Source organism: Tardiphaga sp. 839_C3_N1_4, from assembly GCF_051811045.1.
GTDB lineage: Bacteria > Pseudomonadota > Alphaproteobacteria > Rhizobiales > Xanthobacteraceae > Tardiphaga.
In genome coordinates, this window is sequence record NZ_JBPWQD010000001.1 from 4,894,753 (window position 1) to 4,915,140 (window position 20,388).

Annotated in this window: 15 protein-coding genes and 1 tRNA gene; 12 read left to right on the forward strand and 4 right to left on the reverse strand. The window is 60.8% G+C overall.

Annotated features, from left to right (window positions below; all coding sequences use genetic code 11):
• Positions 1–8 precede the first annotated feature (8 nt).
• The 3 genes from hisN to AB8A38_RS23435 form a co-directional block, all read right to left on the reverse strand.
• A complete protein-coding gene (gene hisN / locus AB8A38_RS23425) occupies positions 9–791 on the reverse strand; it encodes a histidinol-phosphatase (protein WP_439087601.1) in 783 nt (260 codons plus the stop codon).
• A 619-nt stretch (positions 792–1,410) separates the two neighbouring features.
• Positions 1,411–1,575 (reverse strand): Flp family type IVb pilin, encoded by a 165-nt coding sequence (locus tag AB8A38_RS23430; RefSeq protein WP_439087602.1) that lies wholly within the window; start codon positions 1,573–1,575, stop codon positions 1,411–1,413.
• A gap of 229 nt (positions 1,576–1,804) precedes the next feature.
• Complete coding sequence (locus AB8A38_RS23435) at positions 1,805–2,692, reverse strand: N-formylglutamate amidohydrolase (RefSeq protein WP_315843907.1); 888 nt, start codon at positions 2,690–2,692, stop codon at positions 1,805–1,807.
• A 291-nt stretch (positions 2,693–2,983) separates the two neighbouring features.
• Between AB8A38_RS23435 and cpdR the strand changes: the two genes are divergently transcribed.
• The 3 genes from cpdR to AB8A38_RS23450 all read left to right on the forward strand — a co-directional run bounded on the left by cpdR (position 2,984) and on the right by AB8A38_RS23450 (position 4,542).
• Complete coding sequence (cpdR, locus tag AB8A38_RS23440; protein WP_015669438.1) at positions 2,984–3,343, forward strand: cell cycle two-component system response regulator CpdR; 360 nt, start codon at positions 2,984–2,986, stop codon at positions 3,341–3,343.
• Between the two features lie 128 nt (positions 3,344–3,471).
• A tRNA-Val gene (locus tag AB8A38_RS23445) sits at positions 3,472–3,546 on the forward strand.
• Positions 3,547–3,720: 174 nt separating this feature from the next.
• Positions 3,721–4,542: a gamma-glutamyl-gamma-aminobutyrate hydrolase family protein gene (locus AB8A38_RS23450; RefSeq protein WP_439087603.1), complete on the forward strand. Its 822-nt coding sequence runs from the start codon at positions 3,721–3,723 to the stop codon at positions 4,540–4,542.
• Here AB8A38_RS23450 and AB8A38_RS23455 read toward each other — a convergent pair.
• Positions 4,502–5,920 (reverse strand): DHA2 family efflux MFS transporter permease subunit, encoded by a 1,419-nt coding sequence (locus AB8A38_RS23455; RefSeq protein WP_439087604.1) that lies wholly within the window; start codon positions 5,918–5,920, stop codon positions 4,502–4,504. The two genes, AB8A38_RS23450 and AB8A38_RS23455, sit on opposite strands and share 41 nt — an antisense overlap.
• 161 nt (positions 5,921–6,081) lie before the next feature.
• Between AB8A38_RS23455 and AB8A38_RS23460 the strand changes: the two genes are divergently transcribed.
• From AB8A38_RS23460 to AB8A38_RS23500, 9 genes are all read left to right on the forward strand, one after another.
• The gene (locus AB8A38_RS23460; RefSeq protein ID WP_089265826.1) at positions 6,082–6,999 is read left to right on the forward strand and encodes an amino acid ABC transporter substrate-binding protein; all 918 of its coding nucleotides are present in this window, start codon (positions 6,082–6,084) and stop codon (positions 6,997–6,999) included.
• Positions 7,000–7,246: 247 nt separating this feature from the next.
• On the forward strand, positions 7,247–7,978 hold the full coding sequence (locus AB8A38_RS23465; protein WP_089265827.1) for an amino acid ABC transporter permease: 732 nt from the start codon (positions 7,247–7,249) through the stop codon (positions 7,976–7,978).
• Positions 7,979–7,981: 3 nt separating this feature from the next.
• Positions 7,982–8,674 carry an amino acid ABC transporter permease gene (locus tag AB8A38_RS23470; protein WP_068728918.1) on the forward strand — a complete coding sequence of 231 codons (693 nt, stop codon included), beginning with the start codon at positions 7,982–7,984 and terminating at the stop codon, positions 8,672–8,674.
• Between the two features lie 51 nt (positions 8,675–8,725).
• Entirely contained in the window at positions 8,726–9,457 is a 732-nt protein-coding gene (locus tag AB8A38_RS23475; RefSeq protein WP_439088592.1) for an amino acid ABC transporter ATP-binding protein, read from the forward strand.
• A 316-nt stretch (positions 9,458–9,773) separates the two neighbouring features.
• A complete protein-coding gene (locus tag AB8A38_RS23480; protein WP_439087605.1) occupies positions 9,774–11,804 on the forward strand; it encodes a methyl-accepting chemotaxis protein in 2,031 nt (676 codons plus the stop codon).
• 88 nt (positions 11,805–11,892) lie between these two features.
• Complete coding sequence (locus AB8A38_RS23485; RefSeq protein WP_439087606.1) at positions 11,893–13,896, forward strand: HAMP domain-containing methyl-accepting chemotaxis protein; 2,004 nt, start codon at positions 11,893–11,895, stop codon at positions 13,894–13,896.
• Positions 13,897–14,174: 278 nt separating this feature from the next.
• Positions 14,175–16,175, forward strand: a complete 2,001-nt coding sequence (locus AB8A38_RS23490) for a methyl-accepting chemotaxis protein (RefSeq protein WP_439087607.1) — start codon at positions 14,175–14,177, stop codon at positions 16,173–16,175.
• A gap of 528 nt (positions 16,176–16,703) precedes the next feature.
• On the forward strand, positions 16,704–18,464 hold the full coding sequence (locus AB8A38_RS23495) for a methyl-accepting chemotaxis protein (RefSeq protein WP_439087608.1): 1,761 nt from the start codon (positions 16,704–16,706) through the stop codon (positions 18,462–18,464).
• A 53-nt stretch (positions 18,465–18,517) separates the two neighbouring features.
• On the forward strand, positions 18,518–20,209 hold the full coding sequence (locus AB8A38_RS23500; RefSeq protein WP_439087609.1) for a methyl-accepting chemotaxis protein: 1,692 nt from the start codon (positions 18,518–18,520) through the stop codon (positions 20,207–20,209).
• Positions 20,210–20,388 lie beyond the last annotated feature (179 nt).

Sequence of the window (20,388 nt, forward strand, 5' to 3'; positions counted from 1 at the left end):
GCGCCCGATCAGGCGTTGAGGATCTTCAGCGCGGCCTCATGCACGCGCGGATCGCCGGCGGCGACGATGCGGCCACCGTTCTGCGCGGGTTTGCCCTCCCATGTCGTTACGACGCCGCCAGCGCCGGTGATGATCGGGATCAGTGCTGCAATATCGTAGGCCTTCAGCTCGGTTTCGATGACGAGATCGAGATGGCCCGCGGCGAGCATGCAATAGGAATAGCAATCGCCGCCGTAGCGCGTCAGCCGCACACCTTTTTCGACGTCGTGAAATTTCGCGCGATCGGCGTCGTTCATTAGCCGCGGGCTGGTCGTGAACAAAGTCGCGTCTTTCAGCGATGCGCAACGGCGCACGGCAAGCTTGCGGGTGGTGTTGTTGGCGCCCTGGTAGCGCGCCGAACCGCTGTCGCCGCTGAAGCGCTCGCCGATATAGGGCTGGTGCATCATGCCATAGACCGGTGTGCCCCGATGCAGCAGCGCGATCAGCGTGCCCCAGATCGGGAAGCCGGAGATGAAGGATTTGGTGCCGTCGATCGGGTCGAGCACCCAGACATATTCGGCGTCTTCGCGTTCGGTACCGAATTCCTCGCCAACAATGCCGTGCTGGGGGAAGTTGGCCTTGATCAGCCGGCGCATCACCGCCTCGGCAGCTCGGTCGGCTTCCGTGACCGGGTCGAAATCGGTGCTGTTCTTGTTGTCGATACTCAGCGAGGTGCGAAAGAACGGCAGGATGGTCTCGCCCGACGAGGTCGCAAGACGACCAATGAAGGCGTTGAAGTCGATGACCGTCACGGAGAGGTCCTTTGTTGCGGCTGCTGGATGGGGGCGCGTCGCTTCCTATACAGCGCAGGGCAACGACTCGCATCTGCGGTGATCGAAATCTCTCTGCGATTCCCCTAAGCCACAGCGCTGAATCGGATTGCGATTTCCCTAAGATTTCTGATGCCCGACATCAGAAATTGGCCAAGGAAATGAATATATGATCATTTCTTAAATAGGTCAAAGCTACTGTCGTTTCTATATCGCATTGATTTTGCTCATAGAAATTATGACGCCTATGCCTGAATGGTGCGATCACTATGCGAAATTTGCATGGAAATTTGCCCGAAAACTCTTGCACTTGGTGCGTCGCGGCTGCATATTGTTGCGGTGCGGTAGCGCTTGCGCTATCGCTGCCCTCCTTGGGCGTTTCCTCCCTAGACTTGGACCGCTTGCTATCGCAAGCGGTCCTTTTTTCTTTTCGGAGGAGTTTTGCATCACGGCGTGCCGACGTGGCTGCCGGCGATTGTCTTTATGTCGCCTGGCCTGTTCGTCGCTTGGCACCCCGACAGCCTCGGGCCCATTGCGACGTCAGTCATCAAGCAAGACTTATTCGGCTGAGAACCTCAAGCCGGTGTCCACGTCGCAGAGGCTACTTCAGCGACCCGTTGATTTCGCTGAACTTGCCATTGAGGTTGGTGCCGAGTCCGTTGACGACTGCGATAATGGCCAGCGAGATGCCGGCGGCGATCAGCCCGTATTCGATTGCAGTCGCTCCCGATTCGTCCGACCAGAATTTCTTGATCATGTTCTTCATGTTCTCTCCTGCCCATTGTTGTGCGGTTCCAATCCGCGGAACCACGCTGGTGGGAAGAACCTAAGGTTGCATGAATCCCGATGGTAAAACTCTGCCCCATCTCTAAATCCAGCGAAAATTGACAATTTGTCGCAGGAAATAAGCACCTATTATGATCCGGCGGTCACGGTTCCAAATACCACATCTGATTGAGTGACGGTTCGAACCCCGGCGAGATGTTTGGCCCGGCCTATTCGGCGGCGGCCTGGAACGGGCCGAGGCTGTCCAGCGGGATCTTCGCCAGCGCGTCGGCCAGAACGGTAAAATCGGCAGCAATTTGGTCGAAGCGCGCCGTCCTCTCGCGGCGGCGTTCGTCCATATAGATCGCCCGGTTCAGCTCGATCTGGATGGCGTGCAGCCCGCTGGCCGGGTTGCCGTAATGCTCGGTAATGAAACCGCCGGCATAGGGCTTGTTACGGCCCAGGGAATAGCCGAGGCCGCCGAATGTGTGTTCGACCACCTCGGCCAGGATAGTGGCGCAGCTGGTGCCATAGCGGTCACCGACGACCACGTCCGGGCGGCGCGGCTCCTCACGGGAAATTCCGATCGAGGGCATCGAGTGGCAATCCACCAGGATCACCGTGCCGAATGTCTGGTGCGCCTTGTTGATCAGGCGGCGCAGGGCGCGGTGGTAGGGCTTGTACAGCGCCTCGATCCGGGTGAGGGCGTCATCGACGTCGAGCCGCTCGCGGTAAATCTCCTGGCCGTCGCCGACCACCCGGGGAATCGTGCCGAGGCCGCCCGCGACCCGCATCGAGCGGGTATTGGCAAAACTGGGCAGCCGGCCGTTGAACATCCGTGGATCGAGCTCATAGGGCTCGCGGTTGACGTCCACATAGGAGCGCGGGAAGTGCACCCGGACCACCGGGAAGCCGCGATCGCTTAATCCCGCGATCAATTCGTCCATGAACGAATCTTCCGAGCGGCGCAGTGCCGTCACGTCGATGCGGGACGCACTGAGGAATTCCGCTGGATAGACCGAGCCCGAATGCGGGGAATTGAAAATGATCGGGGCGCGCCAGTTGGCCGGCTCGACGATCTCGAAGGGAGGCGACAGCTCACCGTCAAACTGGGTCATCGTCGCGCATCGTCCCTGCAGCCGCGTTCTTCGGTTTGCCCAGTCTGGTAGAAAACCGGCGCTTTGTGAGGCTGCATTGTCGATAACCGAAACAAGTCTGCCAAGTTAAAAACTTCCGTAGGCGCCGCGATCGCAAGAAATGCGCTCATTTGTTGTGTTTCACGGCGTTCTGGCGCACCATCTTGAGACGCTTATGCACATTCTGCGCTGATCACCTTCACCCGAAATTTACCAGACCTCGGGCTTAGTGGGCGAACAGGTCCTCTCATTCGGGTTCGACATCCAACCGCCATGCACAAAATCCTTCTCGCAGAAGACGACAACGACATGCGCCGCTTCCTGGTGAAGGCGTTGGAAAACGCCGGTTTTCAGGTGTCGCACCACGATAACGGGATGTCAGCCTATCAGAGACTCCGCGAGGAACCCTTTGAAATGCTTCTAACGGACATCGTGATGCCGGAGATGGACGGGATCGAACTGGCGCGCCGCGCCAGCGAACTCGACCCCGACATCAAGATCATGTTCATCACCGGTTTCGCCGCCGTGGCGCTGAATTCCGACTCGGAAGCGCCGAAAAACGCCAAGGTGCTGTCCAAGCCGGTCCACCTGCGCGAATTGGTCAGCGAAGTGAACAAGATGCTGGCCGCCTGAGGGCAGCCGGCTTTCTTGCCGAGTTTCTTGGATTTTCCTGCAAATCAGGCAAGGATTGGCCCTTCGGCATCCTTGCTTGTCCGGGTTTGACCCGTTATAGACCCCACACCCGTAACGACCGGTTCTTAGGGCGCGTAGCTCAGCGGGAGAGCACTTCCTTGACATGGAAGGGGTCACAGGTTCGATCCCTGTCGCGCCCACCATCCAAAACTATCGGCTAAATCCTCCGAACAATGCCAGATTGGTCCTTTTCAGGCATCCGGAGACGTTTCTTTCCCGAATGCTCCAGTTAGTGACAGTTTTGTTTCGGAACCAGTCGTTTTCGCGTGGTGACTCGGCTATAGCTCAATGGGCCAGGACTTTTCGACCGGAAGCTGATGCCAACGAAGACCCGGCCGGTAATCGGCGTGATCGGCAACGCGTATCGCATTGAGAACAGGTTCTCCGTCCAGGCGGTCGGAGAAAACAACCTTCGTGCGGTCGCGGAAGTGGCCAATGCCCTGCCGATGATGTTTGCCGGCACCCCCGACATTACCGATATCGGCCAGGTGCTCGATCTAGTCGATGGCATCCTCCTCACCGGCGCTCGGGCTAATGTCCACCCGACCCGGTTCGGCATGGAAGCCCATGCCCGTCACGAGCCCTATGACAATGGCCGCGATGCGGTCGCTCTCTCCATGATCGAGGCTTGTGTCGCGCGCGGGGTGCCGATCTTCGGCATCTGTCGCGGATTGCAAGAGATGAACGTCGCGTTCGGCGGTTCGCTGCATCCCGAGATCCGCGAGATTCCCGGCCGCATCAATCATCGCATGCCGCGGCTCGAGAATGGCGAGATTCATCCCGACCCTGCCGTGGTGTTCGCCGATCGCCACGACGTACATCTGACCAGCAACGGCACCTTCGCCAGCCTGCTGGGGCGCGAGACTATCACGGTCAATTCCCTGCATGGTCAGGGCATCGACATCCCCGGCGAGCGGGTGGTGATCGAGGGTATTGCCGAGGACGGCACGATCGAGGCCATCCGCATTGCCGATGCGCCGAGCTTCGCGCTCGGTGTGCAATGGCACGCCGAATATGATCCGCAGATCAATCCGATCAACCGCACGCTCTTTCAGGCCTTCGGCGAAGCGGTGGCCGCTCGTAGGCAGCGTGGGGCCTTCACGGCTGCGGCCGCGCCGCTATCAGCAGGAATGCGCTGAGCGCGGCTGCGACACAAAGCACGGCACCTGCGACCGTCGCTGCTGCAAATGCGGTGATCAGCGCCGGCCCCTTTGCCGCCATGACCGATCCGATCAGCGCCGTGACCACAAGGCCGCCCGTGCGTGCGACCGCGCTGTTGAAGCCCGATGCTGACCCGGTGTGACGCGCATCGACGGACATCAGCACGGCCGTCGTCAGAGGTGCGACAGCGCCGGCCATGCCGATGGCGATGACGACCATGGCGGGGAAGACGCTGGTCCAGTAGCTGGTGTCGGGAGCGATCCGGAGCACCAGCAGAAAACCCATCGCCACAATCACCGGTCCCAGCGTCAGCATGATCCTCGGGCCGGTTCTGGCTGCGAGCGAGCCAGCGAGCGGTGATGTAAAGGAGATGACAAGCGGCAAGGGCAGCAGCGCGGCACCGGCTTGTGTCGCCGTGTAGCCGGCGGCTTCGATCAGGAGAAAAGGCATCAGGACGAACAGCCCACCGAGTGCGCCGTACAACAAGAATGTCAGCAGCGTCAGGCCGACGAAGCTGGCGGACCCGAATAGTGCGAGCGGCATCATCGCGCGTTCGCCTTTGCGGCCTTCGATCCACACGAAAACGAGCAACAGTAGGAGGCCTGCGACGAGCGCGCCAAGCGTGAAACCCGACCAACCATGTGACGTAGCTTCGGTCAGACTCCAGGTGGTCAGGCCAAGTCCCGCAGTCGCGAGGATGGCGCCGAGACTATCGAGCGGATCGTCGCCGTCGTGTCGGTCGCGGGGGATACCAAGCCAGGCAAGCGCCATCGCCGCCAATGCGATCGGCACATTGATGAGAAAGATGAGATGCCAGCTGCCGATGTCGATCAGCCATCCGCCCAGCACCGGACCGAGCGCGCCCGCCGCAGCGCCGCTGGCAGCCCAGATGCCGATGGCGCGGCCCTTGGCTTCGCCGGAAAACGTCTGGCCGAGGATCGCCAGGCTGTTCGGCATCAGCATCGCCGCGCTGACACCCTGCAGAAAACGGGCGGCCAACAGCAAACGCAGGCTGGGCGCCATAGCGCAGGCCAGCGAGGCCAGCGCAAACAGGCCAACGCCCCAGATAAGAAGTCTGCGGCGGCCGAAGCGGTCGCCTGCTGCACCGCCGAGCAAAAGAAGTGCACTGAGCGGCAACAGATAGGCATTGATCACCCATTGCAGGTCGGTGGCATCGGCCTGAAAACTCGCTGCAATGGCAGGAAGTCCAACATTCACCACCGATCCGTCGATGAAGGCCAGGCTGGAGGCCAGAATCGTGGTGGTGATCACCAGGCCGGGATGGCTGATATCATCGATCTTTTCTGTGGCGCCGGCGGCGCCTGCGTCACAAAGCGCATGCAGGGCGTTACTCATGACCGGGTTGTAGGGGGAACGGGAGCTCAGAACAAACCGTTGTCCTCCGATCGGGCAATTCCGTTTTGGCCCCGATTGTGCAAGCATCCCGGGCGGTCGTGCCGGGGTGCTCGGTAAGAGAGTCGTCGGCGTGAGATCGGACTTTGTTGAGGAGAGGGACTATGAAACGATTTTTTCTGTTGGGGACCATGATCGCCGCGGCGGTCTGCACGACGCAGGCGGGCGCTCAGGAGCTCACCGGCACGCTCAAGAAGATCAAGGACACCGGCGCCATCACCATCGGCTTCCGCGATTCCTCGGTGCCGTTCTCTTATCTGGATGACAATCAGAAGCCCGTCGGTTTCGCCATGGACATCTGCTACAAGATCGTCGATGCGGTGAAGAAAGAGCTGAAGAACGACAAGATCGAGGTCAAGCTCAATCCGGTCACCTCGGCGACACGTATTCCGCTGATTGCCAACGGCACCGTCGACCTCGAATGCGGCTCGACCACCAACAATGCCGATCGCCAGAAGCAGGTTGCCTTCACCAATACGCACTTCCTGACGGCCAGCCGCTTCGTCTCGAAGAAGGCTGCCAAGCTCGACAAGATCGACGATCTGAAGGGCAAGTCGGTGGTCTCGACCTCCGGCACCACCAACATCAAGCAGCTCACCGAAGCCAATGCCGCCCGCAATCTTGGCATCAACGTCATTCCCGCCAAGGATCACGCTGAAGCATTCCTGATGGTCGAGACCGACCGCGCTGTAGCCTTCGTGATGGATGACATTCTGCTTGCCAGCCTTGCTGCCGGTGCGCGCGATCCGAGCGCCTATGTGATCTCGAAGGACGCATTCTCCAAGGCCGAGCCGTACGGCATCATGCTGCGCAAGGACGATGCGCCGTTCAAGAAGGTTGTCGATGCGGCCACTGCCGAGCTCTACAAGAGCCCGGAAGGCGCCAAGATCTATGACAAGTGGTTCACGCAGAAGATCCCGCCCAAGGGTCTCAATCTGAACGTTCCGATGGGAGCCGAGCAGAAGAAGGCGTTCGCCAGCCCGTCGGATTCGCCTGATCCCGACGCCTACGCAGCCAATTAACTCTTGCTTACCTCTCCCCGCTTGCGGGGAGAGGTCGTCTTACATGCGCGTAGCGCGTGTAAGACGGGTGAGGGGGAGGCAGCGAGTAAAACACTGGCTCCCCCTCACCCGTCTCGAACGACCTTGGTCGTTCGATCCACCCTCTCCCCGCAGGCGGGGCGAGGGAAGAAGCAATGGCCCGGCCATTGCATGGGTTTCTGCCTGAGGTTGCCGGGTTTTCGCGTGGACGGCGCGTGGGGGTGAATGCGTGAACTATAACTGGAATTGGGGAATCTTCTGGGATCAGACGCCTGATGCGACGGGGACCTATTTTGGCTCGCTGATGAGCGGCCTTCAGGTCACGATCCTGCTCGCGCTCTGCGCCTGGTTCATCGCGTTCGTGATGGGCTCGCTGATCGGCATCATGCGGACCCTGCCTGCGCGCTGGGCGGTGTTTGTCGGCAATGCCTATATCGAGATGTTCCGCAACATTCCGCTGCTGGTGCAGCTGTTCATCTGGTTCTTCGTCATTCCCGAACTTTTGCCCGGCGATCTCGGCATCTGGATCAAGCAACTGCGCAATGGGCCGTTCATCGCCGCGATGCTCGGGCTTGGCTTCTATATGTCCTCGCGTGTCGCCGCACAGATCACCGCCGGCATCAATGCGCTGCCAAAGGGCCAGCGCATGGCCGGCACGGCAATCGGCCTCACCACCTGGCAGACCTATCGCTACATCTTGCTTCCGTTGGCCTATCGCATCATCTTTCCGCCGCTGACCTCCGAATTTCTCAACACCATCAAGAACACGGCGCCCGCACTCACCATCGGTGTGCTTGAACTGACGGCACGGGCGCGGTCCATGCAGGAGTTCTCGTTCCAGGTGTTCGAGGCCTTCTCGGCTGCGGCCGCCATCTACCTCGTCCTCAGCGCCGTCGTGACGATCGGAATGCGCATCCTCGAAAAGCGCCTGGCGATCCCCGGCTTCAACGAGGGGAAATAAGCGATGTTCAGCAATTTCGATTATGACGTCATCTGGCGCAGCCTGCCCTACCTGTTTCAGCAGGGCATGGCGTTCACCCTCACGCTGACGGCAATTGCGACGGTCTTCGGTCTCATCCTCGGCACCTTGATCGCGATGATGCGGCTGTCGTCCAGTGCCGTGCTGTCGGGCTTTGCGGTGAGCTACGTCAATCTGATGCGCTCGCTGCCGCTCGTGCTGGTGATCTTCCTGTTCTACTTTCTGATGCCCTATGTCGGACAGTGGATCATCCGCTCCGATCAGCCCGTGCAGGTCGGCGCCTACGCCTCGACCATCGTGACCTTCACGCTGTTCGAGGCAGCTTACTTCTCGGAGATCATGCGCGCCGGTATCCAGTCGGTGCCGCGGGGGCAGGTGATGGCGGGCTACGCTATCGGGCTCAACTATCGCGAGGTGATGCGCCATGTCGTGCTGCCGCAGGCATTCCGCAACATGCTGCCGGTGATCTTCACCCAGACCATCGTGCTGTTCCAGGACACATCGCTGGTCTATGTGCTGTCGATCACGGACTTTCTCGGCGCAGCCTCGAAGGTTGCGCAGCGCGACGGTCGTCTCACCGAAATGTATCTGTTCGCGGCGCTGGTCTACTTTCTGATCTGCTTCACCGCGTCATTCTTTGTGAAGCGCTTGCAGAAGCGCATCAGCATCATCCGCTAGCCACTTTCGCTTTCAGTCTTTGCCTCCAACTATCGGTCGCTCATCATGCCCATGATCACCATCGAAAAAGTCAGCAAGTGGTACAATTCGCAGTTCCAGGTGCTGAAGAACTGCACGACGGCCGTTGAGAAAGGCGAGGTGGTCGTCGTCTGCGGTCCCTCGGGATCTGGCAAGTCGACGCTGATCAAGACGGTGAATGCGCTGGAGCCCGTGCAGCAGGGCACCATCATGGTCGATGGACTGAATGTGACGACGATGAAGAAGGACCTGCCGAAGTTGCGCTCACGCGTCGGCATGGTGTTTCAGCACTTCGAGCTGTTTCCGCATCTGAAGATCGTCGAGAACCTGTGTCTCGGCCAGACCATCGTGCTCGGCCGCTCCGAAGATGCGGCGAAGGCCAAGGCCATGAAGATGCTGGAGCGCGTCGGCCTCACGGCGCATGCGCAGAAATATCCCGGCCAGCTCTCCGGCGGTCAGCAGCAGCGCGTCGCCATTGCGCGCGCGCTGGTGATGGATCCGATCTGCATGCTGTTCGACGAACCGACCTCGGCGCTCGATCCCGAAATGATCAACGAGGTGCTCGATGTCATGGTCGAACTCGCCAAGGAAGGCATGACCATGATGGTGGTGACCCACGAAATGGGCTTCGCCAAGAAGGTCGCCAACCGCGTCATCTTCATGGATGCCGGTGAGATCGTCGAAGACGCGCAGAAGGATGACTTTTTCGGTCATCCGCGCAGCGATCGCGCGCAGCACTTCCTGTCGAAGATCCTCGCGCACTGACGCAAGAGCGGGCGCATACAGCATCGCGCAAGTGCCTCAAGTTTATGCAGATTCTTGAATGCTGCATGACGGGGCAATTAACGAATGTGTCAGAAATGGAGTGGTATCCTTCAACCGTGAGGGCGAGGGCCTGTTGGTCCGCTGATTGAACTCCACCGGAGCGATCGGGTCTTTGTCCTCACGGACAATTCCACGACGCCACGTTCTCAGCCTCTGCCCAATGCTTCTCTGACCGTCTTCCAACGACCCGAGCCGAGGCTGCGCGAGCCATGCTTGCGCGCGTCCTGACCTGACCCTTCTCCGGAAAGCGCATCGCATGATCAAGATCAACAGTGTCGGCAACAAATTGGGTCTTGCCGGTCTCGTTGGCATCTTGCTCTCGGCGGGCGTCGTGGCGAACCAGATGAGAACCGAGACCGCGATCTCGGAGGTCAACCGTCTGGCCGATGTGCAGCAGAAAATCGCCGATAGCGCGATGGAGGCCGACGGCCAGATGCGCGCCATGCAGGTGGCCAGCCAGGGCCTGCGCATGGCCATCACGACACCCGAGATTGACAAGAACGCTGCCGAGATCAGGGCCGCCAAGGCTGCGCAGGACCGCATCATCGATGCCGCGTCCGCCCTGGCGACCAGGCAGGAATACAAAGACAATTTCGCGAAGATCAAGGCGTTCACCGCGACCTATGTCGGTGCTGCCGACGAGATCGTCGGTCTGCAGAAGAAACTGCTCGAACTCTATCGCAACCGCAACGTCGCCGTGATCGACTGGAACCGGCATCTCGACCAGCTGCGCCTCACCACTGCCGTGACCGAAGCAACGAACTGGCCTGAAGTCGATGGACAGCTCAAGATCGCGGACAATGCCATCAACGCTGTGCAGGCCGCCGCATGGCGTTATGCGTCGATGAATGAAGTCACGCAGAAGGGCCAGATCATCACCAAGGCTAAGATCCTCACCGATGCGCTGGCCAAGGCCAGCGTGTTCGAAGACAGCGAGCTCGTGCAGAGCGGCCTGATCCAGCTCGGCACCGACATGAAGAAGTTCATGACGGCCACCGATGAAGCGATCGGCAGTAACGACCAGAAGACCGATATCGTCCGCACCAAAATCACGCCCGCCGCTGCGGCGGCCTCTCAACTGGTCGCGCAATCGGTCTCGTCGGCCAAGGCTGCGGTTGGAGAGGCGCGGGCGCAGGCCGCCGAGGAAATGACACGTTCCGGTCAGGTCAATCTCGCCCTTGGACTAGCGGTCGTGCTGGTCCTGATCTGCACCATGGTGTTCTCCTTTGTCGGTGTTGCCCGGCCGATGACGCGTCTGAATAGCGCCATGGGCAAGATGGCGGCCGGCGATCTCGATGTCGTGATCCCCGGCGCTAAGCGCGGCGACGAAATCGGCGATATCGCCAAGACAGTTACGGTCATTCGTGCAAACGCCGAACAGAAGGCGCGCGATGAGGCTGCGGCGCGCCTCGACCAGGACAATCTGGCCGCGGCGTCGCGCAAGCGCGAAATGGTCGAGCTCGCCGGGACGTTCGAACGTGCCGTCGGCAATATCGTCGACAATGTCTCCTCGGCGTCGAGCAGACTCGAGGAGTCCGCGGGCGCGCTGACGGCAACGGCTGAGCAGGCCAAGGAGCTGACCGCTGCAGTCGTTGCTGCGTCGGACGAAGCATCCACCAATGTGCAGGCGGTGGCGTCGTCCACCGAAGAGATGTCATCCTCGGTCAACGAGATCAGCCGGCAGGTCCAGGAATCGGCTAACATCGCTAACTCCGCCGTGGCGCAGGCGCGCAAGACCAATGACCGCGTGGCGGAGCTTGCCAAGGCCGCGGCCCGGATCGGCGATGTCGTCGAGCTCATCAACACCATTGCTGGCCAAACCAACCTGCTGGCGCTCAACGCCACCATCGAAGCGGCACGCGCCGGCGATGCGGGCCGCGGTTTTGCAGTGGTGGCGTCCGAGGTGAAGGCGCTGGCCGAACAGACCGCCAAGGCGACGGGCGACATCAGCCAGCAGATCAACGGCATTCAGGCGGCGACCCAGGAATCCGTCGGCGCCATCAAGGAGATCGGTGACACCATCGGCCGTATGTCCGAGATTGCTTCGACCATCGCCTCTGCCGTCGAACAGCAGGGCGCAGCGACCCAGGAAATCTCCCGCAACGTTCAGCAGGCCGCGCAGGGCACGATGCAGGTCACGTCGAACATCACCGATGTACAGCGCGGCGCCAGCGCGACCGGATCAGCGTCGACGCAAGTGCTGTCAGCGGCACAGTCGCTGTCCGGCGAAAGCGCGCGTCTCAAGCTCGAAGTCGGCAAGTTCCTGGACTCTGTCCGGGCCGCTTAAATTCATGCTTCTCCCATGATGGGAGAAGCAGCAACGAAGACGGCGCCCGGCGCCGAAGCCAGATCAAGTCCTACCTAGGAAGCCAATGATGTCGCTGCTCAATCTCCGTATCCGCGGTCGCCTCTATGGTGGCTTCGGCGCGCTGGTCCTGTTCGGACTCGCCAGCTCCGGCTTTGCCGTCTGGCAGATGACGGAAGTTGGAACGCAGGTCGACTCCCTGAACATCCTTTCGGCCAACACGATCCGGGCCTCGGAGATCGCCTCCGAACTGCACGCGATCCGCGGTGCTGTGTTGCGCTATTCCTTCGATCAGGATGAAGCGGCGCTTGCCGATGCCGACAAGCGTCTCGCCGGGGTCACCGCCAGCCTGGATACGGTGATCAAGACCAGTCGTTCGGAAGAGCGCCGCGCCGCCTACCGCACCATCGAGAAGGACGTTGCCGACGTGAAGGCACAGCGTCAGGCGCTCGGCGATGCGATCAAGCAGATGGTCGCCGGCCGGGAAGTGCTGCAGGAAGCCGGCGACAAGCTGTCATCCAGCCTGCGCAAGCTGGTGATCAGCACGCGCAACACTATGTATGGCCAGGGTTCGACCAAGCTCGAATCCGATACGCTCATGGTGCAGATTGCGAATTGGCGCTTCTTCGTCAGCCGCGACGAGAAACATATCGAATCCTTCAAGGATCACGTCCGCATCGCGGAGCAGCAGATCGGCGAAATGGAGAAGATGCAGATGCCGCCGACGCTCAGCGCGTTGTTCGGCACCATTCGCAGCAACCTGAAGAGCTACGCATCCCAGTTCGAGAAGGCTGCCGCCAGCCTGCAGACGGCAGACGGTATCTTCAATAAGTCGATCAGCCCAACCGTCGTGAAAGCGATCGGCAAGGTCGAGACCATCAAGTCCGACATCCAGCAGGTTCAGTCGCAGACCGTCGCCGCAACCAGCAATCGCATGTCGACGACGAGCATGCTGCAGAAGATCGTGGCCGGTGTCGCTACTGTGGTCGGTCTAGCGATCGCCTTCCTGATCGCGCGCGGCATTATTGGCCCTCTGTCGGGCCTGACGGCCGGCATGAAGCGGCTCGCCGACGGCGATTTCAGCGTGGTGTTGCCGGGTCTCGCCCGCAAGGACGAGGTCGGCGACATGGCGCGTGCGGTCGAGACCTTCAAGGTGCGGGCCGAGGAAAAGGCGCGCGCCGAGGCCGAGGCCAAACTGACGCAAGACCAGCAGGCAGCGATCCAGCGCCGCCGGGACATGATCCGTCTCGCGGACGATTTCGAGGGCGCCGTTGGCAGCATCGTCGAGAACGTGTCATCGGCTTCGAGCCAGCTTGAAGAGTCGGCGGGCGGACTGACCGCGACCGCCGAACAATCCCGCCAGCTCACCGCCATGGTGGCCGCAGCCTCCGACGAGGCGTCGACCAATGTGCAGGCGGTGGCGTCGTCCACCGAAGAGATGTCGTCCTCGGTCAACGAGATCAGCCGCCAGGTTCAGGAGTCGGCCAACATCGCCAACTCCGCGGTGGCACAGGCCCGCAAGACCAATGATCGCGTGGCTGAGCTTGCCAAGGCGGCCGCGCGGATCGGCGATGTTGTTGAGCTAATCAACACGATTGCCGGCCAGACCAATCTGCTGGCGCTCAACGCCACCATCGAAGCGGCGCGCGCCGGCGATGCTGGTCGCGGCTTCGCGGTCGTTGCATCGGAAGTAAAGGCACTCGCCGAACAGACGGCCAGGGCAACCGGCGACATCAGTCACCAGATCTCCGGCATCCAGGCGGCGACCGAAGAGTCGGTCGGCGCTATCAAGGAAATCGGCGACACTATCGGCCGCATGTCGGAAATCGCATCGACCATCGCATCTGCCGTCGAGCAGCAGGGTGCGGCGACGCAGGAGATCTCGCGCAACGTTCAGCAGGCGGCGCAAGGCACGATGCAGGTGAGCTCGAACATTCTGGATGTGCAGCGTGGCGCGAGCAACACGGGCTCGGCGTCGTCGCAAGTTCTATCCGCTGCGCAATCGCTGTCCGGCGAAAGCGCGCGGTTGAAGCGCGAGGTCGGCAAGTTCCTGGATTCCGTTCGCGCGGCATAGGACAAAACGTCACACGATCACGCGCGTTCGCCTGACGAATAAGATACAAATAGCAAACAGCCCGGATGCGTCATCGCATCCGGGCTGTTTGTTTAGTGAGTCAAACGATGAAAGCGCGACAAAAAGTCATTCTACTTTAAAGCGTTTGCGCGGCCGAAATTAACCTGAAGTTCTCGCAACCTGACGATGATCGGATTCGAGATTGCCTCTTGCGTTGCAGCGCGATTCGCGACGTGCAAGATCGGCTCTCAGTGGTTCTCCCAAGAAGGGCACGTCGCATGTCGCTACTCACTCTCCGCATCCGTGGCAGGCTGTATGGGGGCTTCGGTGCGCTCGTGCTGTTCGGGTTGGGCATGGCGGGCTTCGCCGTATGGAAGCTCACGGAAATTCGTGACGACGTCTCGGCGATGAATGCCCAGTCAGCCAATGCGATGCGCTCGATGGAGATTTCGGCAGAACTCCAGGCGCTTCGCCGCGCGATGCTGCGCTACACGTTCGATCAGGATGAAGCGTCATTCGCTGAATCCGAGAAGCTGCTGGCGCAGGTTGTTGGCGTGTTGGAGGAGACGATCAAGGTGAGCTCGGAGGAGCGCCGCACGATCTACCGCGAAGTCGAGAAGACAATCGCCGATTTGAAGAGCAGGCGCGTCGATCTCGGCAACACCGTCAAGGAGATGCTCGCCAACCGCAAGGCGCTGCTTGCTGAAGGTGAAAAGCTTCAGGCCGACCTGAAGAAACTCGTGCTCGCGACGCGTAGTTCGCCATTCGCACAAGGGGCGACGACGCTGCAATCCGAAACTCTGTTGGTTCAGATGGCGAACTGGCGGTTCTTTGCAGGTCGCGACCAGGACAATGTGACGTTGTTTGCCAACAGCGTGAAGAACGCCCAGCAACAGATCGCGGAGATGGAAAAATTTGATATGGCGCCGAGTCTTTCAGCGCTGTTCGAATCGATCAAGAAAGGCCTGGTCAGCTATTCCAGCGGGTTCGATAAGGCGTCGGCCAATCTGCTGAAGATGGATCAGCTCTATTACAATACGATCACGCCGATGGTGGTCAGCGCCATCCGCAAGACCGACGGCATCAAGGCAGCGATTCAGCAGGAGGTCGTGAATGTGACGACAGCCAATGAGCAGCGCATTTCTGGCACGATCACGCTGCAGCAGATCGTGGCCGGTGGGGCGACCATCACCGGTCTGCTGATTGCGTTCTTGATCGCGCGCGGAATCATCGGGCCACTGTCGGGTCTGACGGCGGGCATGAAGCAGCTCGCCGAGGGTAATTTCGGCGTGGTACTGCCGGGGCTCGGCCGCAAGGACGAGGTCGGCGACATGGCGCAGGCCGTCGAGACCTTCAAGGTCAAGGCGGAAGAGAAAGCCCGGGCGGAAGCCGAGGCACGGATCACGCAGGATCAGGCGGCGGCCTTGCAACGCAAACAGGACATGATCCGGCTCGCTGACGATTTCGAAGGTACGGTCGGTGAAATCGTCGAGGCGGTGTCGTCCGCGTCGACCGAATTGGAAGCCTCGGCCAGCACGCTGACGTCGACAGCGGACCGGTCGCAGCAGCTCACCACGGTCGTCGCGACGGCGTCGGAAGAAGCCTCCACCAACGTGCAGTCGGTGGCGTCCGCCACTGAGGAAATGGCCTCGTCGATCACCGAGATCGGCCGTCAGGTCCAGGAATCCGCGCGTATTGCCAATGAGGCTGTGGACCAAGCTCAGAAGACCAATGATCGCGTCGGCGAACTGTCGAAAGCTGCCGGCCGCATCGGCGCGGTGGTCGAATTGATCAACACCATTGCGGGGCAGACCAACCTGCTGGCGCTCAACGCCACCATCGAGGCTGCGCGTGCAGGAGACGCCGGCCGCGGCTTCGCAGTGGTCGCGTCCGAGGTGAAGGCGCTGGCCGAGCAGACCGCCAAGGCCACCGGCGAGATCAGCCAGCAGATAGCGAGCATCCAGACCGCGACCGATGATTCCGTCTCGGCGATCCGCGAGATCGGCGCGACCATCGGCAAGATGTCGGAGATTGCGTCCACGATCGCTTCGGCTGTCGAAGAGCAGGGCGCAGCGACGCAGGAGATCTCCCGCAACGTGCAGCAGGCCGCGCAGGGTACGATGCAGGTCTCGTCCAACATCATCGACGTGCAGCGCGGCGCGAGCGAGACCGGCGGTGCGTCGTCTCAGGTGCTGTCCGCAGCGCAGTCGCTCTCGTCAGACAGCAGCCGTCTGAAGACTGAAGTCAGCCGCTTCCTGAACTCGGTGCGAGCGGCCTGAGTTCTCCAACATCGCAATTCACCGGCTTGAGTAACGGTGCGTTCTCCGTGCACTGCCATTCAAGCTGCTATACGCTCCGAGAGAACTCTGGATCTCGAAATATCCCGTGCAGGGCATCGCATGATGAGATTGCAATTTTAGATCGTTAATTTAGAACCTCTGATGCCTGAACTCGAACTCCATCATTGTCTGAAGAGTCCGAATTGCTGGACGATCATTGCGGTACCGGCTCAATTTGAGTGATGGCATCATCGGCGCGTTAACGTTTGTGTCAGAAGCGCGGTGGTAGGTTCCTGCCCATGAGCAGGTGATTTGACCGATCATCGAACGTATCGCCCGCTCATATGAGCCGATGATGCTTCTCGTTCAGGATCGGCTCACGCCAAGCTTCGCGTGCCCGTCGGATTGCCGCCGGCTGCGCCAAAAATGACAACCGCTTAGCATTCGACCATTTCACGCGACGCCGGACTCCGTCCGGCGAAGGACGACCCGACTCATTTTTCTGCCACTTCATTCCCAGGGACTGTCATGGCCTTCGTCCAGAATCTGCGCATCGGCACCAAGCTCGCGATTGCGTCCGGGCTCGGCATTCTTCTCCTCGGTGTCATGATCTATATGCAGACGATGGGAAGCGCAGGCGTTCGCCAGTCATATCAGACGGCCGGCGTCTATCAGGGCATTGCGCAGAACGCTGCCGAGGCCAAGGCCTCGTTTCGCGGCATGCAGATCGGCGTGCGGGACTTCCTCGGGGCAACGAAAGTGGCCGATGTCCAGAAGGCCGCCGACTATTTCACGGCGCGTACGACCGCCGGCCTTAAATTTTCGGCTCAGATGCTCAAGCTTGCGACCGCACCGGACGAGCGCGAGCGCATCGGCAAATTCCTCGACATGATGACGACCCTCGGTAAGGGCGGCGACAAGATCGGTGCAATCCGCACAGATATCTTGAATCTGCAGGCGACGCGCAACGAAGCTGGCGAATTGTCTGCGGATGCCTCCGCGCGCATCACCACACTGGGCGCGGAGATCGTGAAGCTCCGCACCGACGTGCTGCTACCCATGAGTGCAGAACTCGACAAGCTGGCCGATACGATCGTCAATCTGGCTAAGGAGAAGGTCGAGCAGCAGACGACCGCCGCGGCGAACGAGGCCGCTGCGACCGAGCGAGACTCGCTGATTCTCGGTGGTGTGGTCGCCCTGATGCTGATCGGGACCTGCCTGTTCTCGGTGTTCACCATCGGGCGTCCGATGCGCGCGCTGAGCCGTTCGATGGAAGATCTCGCCGAGGGTAATTTCGGCGTGGTGTTGCCGGGCTTGGGCCGCAAGGACGAGATCGGCGACGTCGCTGGCGCCGTGGAGAAGTTCAAGGTCAAGGCACAGGAGCGCGCCCGCGCCGAAGCCGACGCTCAAAAGCAGCAGGAGCAGATCGCCGCCGAGCAGCGCAAGCGCGAGATGATCAAGCTGGCGAACGATTTTGAGGGTGCGGTCGGCGAGATCGTCGAAACAGTGTCGTCGGCATCGACCGAACTCGAAGCGTCGGCGGGCACGCTGACGTCGTCTGCCGAGCGTTCGCAGCATTTGACCACCATGGTGGCAGCCGCTTCGGAAGAGGCCTCGACGAACGTCCAATCCGTGGCATCGGCGACCGAGGAAATGGCATCATCGGTGAACGAGATTAGCCGCCAGGTTCAGGAATCTGCGCGCATCGCCAGCGAGGCCGTGCAGCAGGCCCAGAAGACCAACGACCGTGTCGGCGAGCTATCCAAGGCGGCCAGCCGTATCGGCGACGTGGTCGAGCTGATCAATAGCATCGCCGGGCAGACCAACCTTCTGGCGCTCAACGCGACCATCGAAGCCGCCCGCGCCGGTGAAGCTGGCCGCGGCTTCGCCGTGGTGGCGGCCGAGGTGAAGATGCTCGCGGAACAGACCGCCAAGGCGACCGGCGAGATCAGCATGCAGATAGGCAGCATCCAGTCCGCCACCGACGAATCGGTCAGTGCCATCCGCGAGATCGGCGTCACCATCGGCCGGATGTCGGAAATTTCGTCCACGATTGCTTCGGCCGTCGAAGAGCAGGGTGCCGCCACCCAGGAGATTTCTCGCAACGTGCAGCAAGCCGCGCATGGCACCCAGCAGGTCTCGTCCAACATTACAGATGTGCAGCGCGGCGCCGGCGAGACCGGGTCGGCCTCGTCGCAGGTTCTTTCGGCAGCACAGTCGCTGTCGTCGGACGGCGCGCGGCTAAAGGTCGAAGTCGCGCGGTTCCTCAACTCTGTTCGCGCGGCCTAGGCCATGCGGGATCAGAACTGATCATTCTATCGAGCGATAACAGGACGTCAGCCATGCTCTCGAACATCTCTATCAAAGCCAAGATCACCATCGTTATCGCTTTTCTGTTAATCGCGATGACGGGCATGGGGGCGCTTGCTGTCAGCAAGATGCAGACAATTAACGCCAATGCGTCGGACATCCAGAAGAACTGGCTTCCAAGCGTCCGTGTTCTCGGCGGGCTACGGGCGACGACCATCGATTATCGCAATCTGGTGCGCGCACACATCCTCGCAGCCAATGCTGACCAGATGCAGAAGGCCGAGGCTGGTATCGACACCATCGTCAAGCGGGCCGCCGATGAGCGAACTGCCTATGACAAGTTGGTATCGAGCCCCGAAGAGCGCGCAATCTTCAACGACTGGAGCAAGGAGTGGGACAACTACGTATCACGCAGCCAGGAAATCTTTGTGCTCGATCGCAAGAATCTCGGCAAAGGCAGTCAGGAAGCTCATGAGCTCAATCTGAATATGATCAACCCGCTGGGATCCAAAGCCGATTTTGCCCTGCGCAAGGCCATCGAATTTAACGACAAGGGTGCGGCAGCATCGGGACAGAAGGCCGATGACAGCTATGGTTCGGCGCTGATGACGGTCATCGTGATCATTGCAGCGACGGCGGTCATCGGCATCGGCATCGGCATTTATCTGGTCAAGGACGTGTCGTCGGGTATCGCTTCGATCGTGCAGCCGATGCAGGCGCTGAGCGCAGGCGATCTCACGGCGCATGTGGCGCATCAGGGCGAAAAGACCGAGATCGGCGCGATGGCCGACACGCTTCAGGTGTTCAAGCAGGCGCTGATCGACAAACGCGCGGCAGATGAAGCTGCCTCTGCCGACGCCGAAGCCAAGATCGAGCGCGGTCGCCGCGTTGACAACATCACCCGCGAATTCGAATCGATGATCGGCGAGATCGTGGAGACCGTATCGTCGGCATCGACCGAACTCGAAGCTTCCGCAAGCACGCTGACCGCGACAGCCGAACGTTCCCAGGACCTGGCCACCACAGTGGCGGCAGCGTCCGAAGAAGCTTCCACCAACGTCCAGTCGGTGGCATCGGCCACTGAAGAAATGGCCTCGTCGGTTAACGAGATCAGCCGACAGGTGCAGGAATCGGCGAGTATCGCCAATCAGGCGGTCGATCAGGCGCGCCATACCAACGATCGCGTCAGCGAACTCGCCAGCGCTGCGTCCCGCATTGGGGACGTCGTCGAGCTCATCAACAATATCGCCGGCCAGACAAACCTGCTGGCGCTCAACGCAACCATCGAGGCGGCGCGTGCTGGCGAAGCGGGCCGGGGCTTCGCGGTCGTGGCTTCCGAAGTGAAGGCCCTCGCTGAGCAGACTGCCAAGGCGACTGGCGAGATTTCGACGCAGATCTCCGGTATCCAGGCGGCGACGCAGGAATCGGTTGGAGCCATCAAGGAGATCGGCGACACCATCGGCCGGATGTCCGAGATTGCCTCGACGATCGCGTCGGCGGTGGAAGAGCAGGGCGCCGCGACGCAGGAGATTTCGCGTAACGTTCAGCAGGCGGCACAGGGTACCATGCAGGTCTCGTCGAACATCACCGATGTGCAGCGCGGAGCGTCCGAGACCGGCTCTGCGTCGTCGCAGGTGCTTTCGGCCGCGCGGTCACTGTCATCGGACAGCACACGTCTCAAGAACGAAGTGGGCAAGTTTCTGAACTCAGTGCGCGCTGCCTAACGGGCCCAAACATACGTGTACAACGCAAAAGCCGGCGCGTGAGCGTCGGCTTTCTTGCGCGATGGTGTTGTTATGCGCGTGCGCTACGTTCGCTCAAGAAGCCATGCACAAGAAGCAGTCATGATGCACCGCTCCTTAACTTTATCCGGACAATCTCGATCACGAGATCGTTGATCGCT